Source organism: Nonomuraea sp. NPDC051941, from assembly GCF_044593615.1.
Window position 1 is genome coordinate 87448 of sequence record NZ_JBIUCF010000008.1, and the last position, 6000, is coordinate 93447.

General features: G+C 70.5%; 5 protein-coding genes. 3 read left to right on the top strand and 2 right to left on the bottom strand.

Features of this window, described 5'->3' with window-relative positions:
- The first annotated feature begins 108 nt into the window (after positions 1 to 108).
- The gene (locus ACIHFD_RS16165; protein WP_397367539.1) at positions 109 to 1002 is read left to right on the top strand and encodes a DUF1963 domain-containing protein; all 894 of its coding nucleotides are present in this window, start codon (positions 109 to 111) and stop codon (positions 1000 to 1002) included.
- Between the two features lie 454 nt (positions 1003 to 1456).
- Here ACIHFD_RS16165 and ACIHFD_RS16170 read toward each other — a convergent pair whose 3' ends face one another.
- Positions 1457 to 2422, bottom strand: coding sequence for a ketopantoate reductase family protein (locus ACIHFD_RS16170; RefSeq protein WP_397367540.1), 966 nt, complete (start codon positions 2420 to 2422; stop codon positions 1457 to 1459).
- Positions 2423 to 2512: 90 nt separating this feature from the next.
- On the opposite strand from ACIHFD_RS16170, the gene ACIHFD_RS16175 reads away from it, so the two are divergent.
- A complete protein-coding gene (locus ACIHFD_RS16175; protein ID WP_397367541.1) occupies positions 2513 to 3082 on the top strand; it encodes a TetR/AcrR family transcriptional regulator in 570 nt (189 codons plus the stop codon).
- 383 nt (positions 3083 to 3465) lie between these two features.
- Here the strand turns inward: ACIHFD_RS16175 and ACIHFD_RS16180 are convergent, their stop codons facing one another.
- Entirely contained in the window at positions 3466 to 4644 is a 1179-nt protein-coding gene (locus ACIHFD_RS16180) for an MFS transporter (RefSeq protein WP_397367542.1), read from the bottom strand.
- Between the two features lie 73 nt (positions 4645 to 4717).
- Here ACIHFD_RS16180 and ACIHFD_RS16185 point away from each other — a divergent pair, with 73 nt between their 5' ends.
- Positions 4718 to 5740, top strand: coding sequence for an ROK family transcriptional regulator (locus tag ACIHFD_RS16185; protein ID WP_397367543.1), 1023 nt, complete (start codon positions 4718 to 4720; stop codon positions 5738 to 5740).
- The last annotated feature ends 260 nt before the right edge of the window (positions 5741 to 6000 follow it).

Consider the following 6000-nt stretch of genomic DNA (forward strand, 5'->3'; position numbering starts at 1 on the left):
CGCGCCGGGCCATTTGTCGGACCTAGCCGATAAGGTCCTCGCGTCCGGAACGGAACGTCATCGGAGACGTGAATGATGGCCCGCCATACTCCGCCTCGGCCGGTAGCTGTGGAGGAACTCTTTCCCGAGCTGAAGCCGCTCAGCAGGAACGCGCTCCGGCTGCATCCGCGTGCGGGAAACCCGTCGTACGAGGACAGCTCTGTCGGAGGGCCGCTGAGGTGGCCGGCCGACGAGCCCTGGCCGTGGTGCGCCGAGGACCACTACTTCGACGACGGTCTGGAGGACGCCACCCGCCACGAGGCCGTGGTGCCCATGGTGCCGGTCGTGCAGCTCTACGCGGCGGACGCGCCCGGTGTGCCGTTCCCGCAGGGAAGCGATCTGCTCCAGGTGCTGTGGTGCCCGTTCAACCACGGGGAGGAGCCCGCCGAGCGCTGCCCCCTTCCGCAGGTGCACTGGAGGAACGCGGCTGACGTCCGCCGTGTGCTCGTCACACCCCCGGCACCCGCTGACGCTCTCGAGGGCCACGTTCCCATCCCCTGCGTGGTGCACCCGGAGCAGGTGACGGAGTACCCCGACTGGGACGACATACCGCAGGAAGTGCACAACGAGATCGACGACCGGCTGCGCCGGTTCGAGGAGACTGCCGGGTGGTCGTACTTCTACCACCTCAGTGCGGCCCCCGGAACCAAGGTCGGCGGTCATCCGCACGGATGGAACGGCCCGACGACCTGGCTCAGTTGCGAGAGGTGCGGGCAGCCCATCCAGCATCTTCTGACCGTGGCCTGTGATGAGTTCGACGGGGAGTCCTGGCGGACCTGGCTCCCGGTGGAGGACCGGCCCGACGACGACAGCGGGCCGGAGATCTACCTTTCGAGGTCCGAACGAGCCGAGGCCGCGCACAATCCGCCCGGCCTGATGGTGTCGGGCGGGGGCAGTGTCTACCTCTTCGAGTGTCGTTCCTGCCCCGATCGCCCAGTTGAGCACCTTTTCTATCTCAACTGAGCAAGACGAACAGGACGACGGAGTGATGGCCGATGGCTCCTGTCTGGGGTCGCATCGAGGTCCGGCCGCCGGGACGCCGCCTCGCCCTTGACCAGCTGCGGGAAGTCCGAATGCTGCCGGTCGGCGCTGAACCGCCGGTCGTTCAACACGGTTCGTACGTCTTCGTGGCGGCTGACCACCCAGGCCCACCCGCCGTCGGGCAGACGAACCCGCGAGACCGGCTCTCCTTCGCGGATCTCTTCGTACGCCGGCGGCGGCGTGAACGGGCACGTACGGGCCATGGGGAACCGGTAGTCATGACTTTTCCACGACGTCACGGACAGGCGCTAGAGGCTGGACAGCGAAAAGCCGTGTGTGAACGGCAGTTGCTCGACCGGTGCGACCGGGTTTGGCTCTGGGATGCGGCGGACCAAGGAGCCGCAATGAACCACCGGGACCGACAACATCGGTAAATTCAGACCCGACCCGTCCCCTCACGGGCGAAGTGCGGTTCCGCCGCTTCCAGTCGCGGTACCGAGATGCCCAACCGTCGTGCTTCGGCCAGGGTGTCCCGGCAGACCTCACGCGGCTCCTCGGCGTCGGGGTCGGAGTGCGCCGTGAGGCTCACGCGCGCGGGCGCGACATGAGCGGTCAGCCAGGCGAGCACGGGTGCCGTCAGCCAGGTGGGCGCCCGGAACGGCAGCACACCGCCCCGGTGCCGTCGCAGGTCGAGGCCGCGCGCCTGGAGGAGCGGCAGCAGTTCGCGGCCGGCCAGCAGCGCCTCGCGCAGGTCGCCCGTTGCCCCGGCCAGTTGGGACAGGGATCCCAGCCGCAGGCCTTGCGAGAACATGCCGGCATCCGACGCGAAATGGACCCACAGCCAGCCGCGGAAGTCAGGCCGCTCCTTGATCCGGAGCCCGGCCTCGCGAAACGCCTGGCGCACGGCCCGTTCCCGGTCGGTCGGGGGCTGGCCGAGTGTGCCGAAGATGACCGACGGCAGCAGTGCCCCGTGGAGTACGCCGTCCGCGCCGAAACCGCCACCGGCCTGGGGAAAGCCCCAGGCGATCTGGTCGGCGGGGAGTGCGCCGATGGCGGCGAGCGGCTCGGTCCAGAGGTTGCCGAAGATCAGCACCGTGGCCTGGCCGACACGCGGGGCCAGGAAGGCCGTCGCGCCCGCGAGGCGGTGGTGGGGCACGCTGAGCACGATCAGGTCGAAGTCGTGGTCCGGCTCCAGCGCCTCGCGGTAGCGCACCGGCCACTTCTCGGCGACGCGCTGCCCCCACACTCGGCGCCGCATATCGAACAGGTCGAGGTCCACCGCGTCCCCGTACGTCGCCGCGCGACCCGGTCGGACGTAGAACTCGACGTCATGTCCCGCCTGCTGCAGGGCCCAGCCGTAGACAGTGGCGATCACGCCTCGGCCGAACATCAGGATCTTCACGCTGCACCTCGTGGGGTACGATCGATTTGGAGGCCATCTCCACTTTCCAAAATATGGAGATCATCTCCACTTGTCAACGCGAGGTAGCGCATGACCACCGACAAGCCGCTGCGGGCCGACGCCCAGCGCAACCGCGAGGCCCTGCTCGCCACCGCCCGGGAGGTCTTCGACGCCGGAGACTTCTTCGACCTGCGCTTCGACGACTTCGCCCGCCTGGCCGGAGTGGGCACCGGCACGCTGTACCGCCACTTCCCCACCCGGGAGGCACTGGCCGAGGCGGTCTACCACGGGGAAGTCGCCATGCTGTGCGACCGCGCCCGCCAGCTACAGGCCACGCTGCCCGCAGCGGAGGCTTTGGCGACCTTCCTACGCGGCATGGTCGACCACATAGATGCCCACGAGGGTCTGGCCCGGACGCTGGCCACGCTCATGACCGATCGCTCGGGTGTCCTCGCCGAGGGCAGCCGGGCGCTGGAGCAGGCTGTCACCGACCTGGTGGCCGCCGCCGTGCGGGACGGCACTGTTCGCGACGACGTGGATGCCGGGGCCGTGATGATGGCGCTGCACGGCATCGGTGCGGCCCATGACCGCCCCGACTGGCGGGCCGAAGCCGACGGCGTCATCACCCTCGTGCTGGACGGGCTGCGCCGCCCGCTATAACAAGGTGCGACACGAGGTCGCATGCTGCGAGCGACGGATCCGGTTAGTGGTAAGGCGGCGAAGATGCGGTCCGGGGTGGTCACCCGGCTGATGCCGGCTACACCTGTGAAGTTTCAGGATGTGTGCGAGAGCGATGAGGGCGCGGCTCTGCCAGTTCTGACGCTCTTGTCGAAATCCGCCTACGTCGCCGAAGGTGAGACTGTTCTAACCCTGTGTAGCAAGCTGTGGTGCGACAGCTTGGTGTCTGCGACACCCTGCCTGTTGACATAACCACGGGCTCCTTCTGAAGGAGGAATACGAGCAAGGTCGGCAGGTCGTCTGGGTTGGGCGTCGACATACACGGCTCCTTCTGAAGGAGGAGTGCGAGCAAGGCCGGCAGGTTGTCAGGGTTGGGCGTCGACAGGGACGGCTCTTTCCGGGGGAGAGGTGCGGGAAGGGCGCAAGACAGGGGCGAGCAACGTCAGCAGCACGACCACGCACGTGATCAGCGCGAACGCGGCGGGGTAGCTGAGCGCGCCCGCGACCCAGCCCGTCACGGCCGGGGCGATCAGGCCCGACAGGTACGTGATCGTCGCGACGCCCGCCACGCCCTCGCCGGGAGTCGTTCCCGCGTTGCCCGCCGCCGCGATCACGAGCGGCACGATCACCGCGATCCCCAGTCCGACCAGGGCGAACCCGGCGATGCCGAGCGCGGGCGTGCGGGCCGCGACCACCAGGACGCCGCCGACCGCCGCCACGGCACCGCCGGCCCTGACCGTCGCGGCCGGACCGAGCCGGCGGATGACGTGGTCGCCCAGCAGTCGCGCGCTCGCCATGCAGAGCATGAAGACGGTGTATCCGGCGGCGGCCAACCCGGGGCCGGCGTCGGTGACGGCGGTGAGGTAGACGGCGGACCAGTTCGAGCTGGCGCCCTCCGCGAACGTCGCGCAGAACCCGACCAGCCCGATCACCAGGATCCCTCGCGTGGGGAGCGCGAAGCGCCGCGGCGCAGGCGCGTCGCGTACGGAACCCGTCATCCCGCTGTCAGGGAGGAGGCCGCGCCCGGCCACTGCCCCGAAGCCGAGTAACGCGAGCGACATGACCCCGAGGTGGATCCGGGCGTCGATGCCCGCGTGCGCGGCCAGGGCCCCGAGTCCGCCGGCGGCCAGGCTGCCGACGGACCACATGCCGTGCAGCCCCGACATGATCGAGCGGCCGAGATGCCGTTCGAGGAGGACGGCGTGCGCGTTCATGGCGACGTCGCACATGCCCGCCGACGCCCCGAACAGCAGGAACGCCCCGAACAGCCACACGGGCGACGGCGAGAGCGCGGGGAGGGCCAGGCCCGCGCACCAGAGTGCGAGGAGGACGCGTGTGGCGGCGCGGTTGCCGAAGCGGTAGGCGAGGCGGCCGGCCATCGGCATGCCCACGAAGGCGCCGATCGACGGGCACAGCAGCGCGAGGCCGAGGGCGCCTGGGCTGAGGTGCAGGTGCTCCTGGATCCAGGGGATGCGCGTGGACAGGCTGCCGGCTACGGCGCCGTGCGCGACGAAGACGGCCGCGATGGCACGGTGATGGCTCATGGCCTGAAAATTATCAGGTAGGGTTCCTGATGAAAAGAGGTTTCAGGCAGGGTCCCTGATTATTATGAGGACCGTGAAGACCGCCACCCCCGCCCTGGCCCGAGCGATCAACGACCGGCTGGCCCTCGACCTGCTGCTGGAGCACGGTCCGCTGACCGCGCCGCAGCTCCGCACGCTGACCGGATTGTCCAGGCCCACCGTGTCCGACCTGATCGAACGGCTCATGGCAGGCGGCCTCGTCGAGGTCACCGGCGAGAGCGGCGAGGACCGGCGGGGCCCGAACGCTCGCCTGTACGGACTGGTGGCGGACCGGGCTCATGTGGCCGGGGTGGACGTACGGCGCGACGCCGTCAACGTCACGGTCGCCGACATCACCGGGCGAGTGGTCAGCGAGGCCAGCACGACGATCGGCGCGAGAGCCGACCTGGCGGCCCTCATCGCGAAGGTGGTCGGGGGCGCGGTGGGGCGGCGCGCGCTGGACACGGTCGTGGTCGGGGCGCCGGGGCTGGTCGATCCGCGTCACGGGGAGCTGGTGTCACCCAACGACGTGCCGGGGTGGCGGCCCAGCATGATGGGGTCCGTACGCGAGCGCCTGGGCGTGCCCGTGATCCTGGAGAACGAGGTCAACCTGGCCGCCATCGCCGAGCTCCGCACCGGAGCGGCCGCCGGGAGCGAGGACTTCGTGCTCCTCTGGCTGGACGACGGAGTGGGAGCGGCGGTCGTGCTCGGGGGCCGGCTGCGCCGGGGGGTGTCGGGCGGCGCGGGGGAGATCGGGTTCCTGGAGGTCGGCGGCGTGGCGTTCTGCGATCTGGTGGACGCGGCGGTCGTACAGGGGCTCGACCGGGACCAGCTCGCCCGGCGGATCGCCCAGGGTGCCTTCGCCTACGCCACCCTCCTCGACCCCGGCCTCGTCGTCCTCGGCGGGACGACGGGTCATGAGGGCGGGGACGGGCTGGCCGAGCTGGTGGCCGACCACCTGCGCGCCCTGGCCCCGGCGCCGACCGAGGTCCGCGCCAGCACGGTCACGGGCAACGCGGTGCTCCAGGGCGCCGTGCTGACCGCCCTCGACCTGACCCGCGACCGCGTCTTCGGCTGACGCCTCTGCCATGTCCCGCCTGATGGCCAGACCAAGGGCGCAGGATCGGCCGCGTTTGCCGCGCGGGCCGTCGACGCACCGCGCCTCGCCCGGAAGGGCTGCCTCATCCCGAGCCGCAGGATAAGGCGGCCGTCGAGCGGGCGCTGGAGGTCCGCGCGGGCCGTTGACGCACCGCGCCTCGCCCGGAAGGGCTGCCTCATCCCGAGCCGCAGGATAAGGCGGCCGTCGAGCGGGCGCTGGAGGTCCGCGCGGGCCGTTGA

Excerpts from the sequence above, each read along its gene's own strand:
- ACIHFD_RS16175 (WP_397367541.1), top strand. The coding sequence starts at position 2,513 with ATGACCACCGACAAGCCGCTGCGGGCCGACGCCCAGCGCAACCGCGAG.
- ACIHFD_RS16180 (WP_397367542.1), bottom strand. The coding sequence starts at position 4,644 with ATGAGCCATCACCGTGCCATCGCGGCCGTCTTCGTCGCGCACGGCGCC.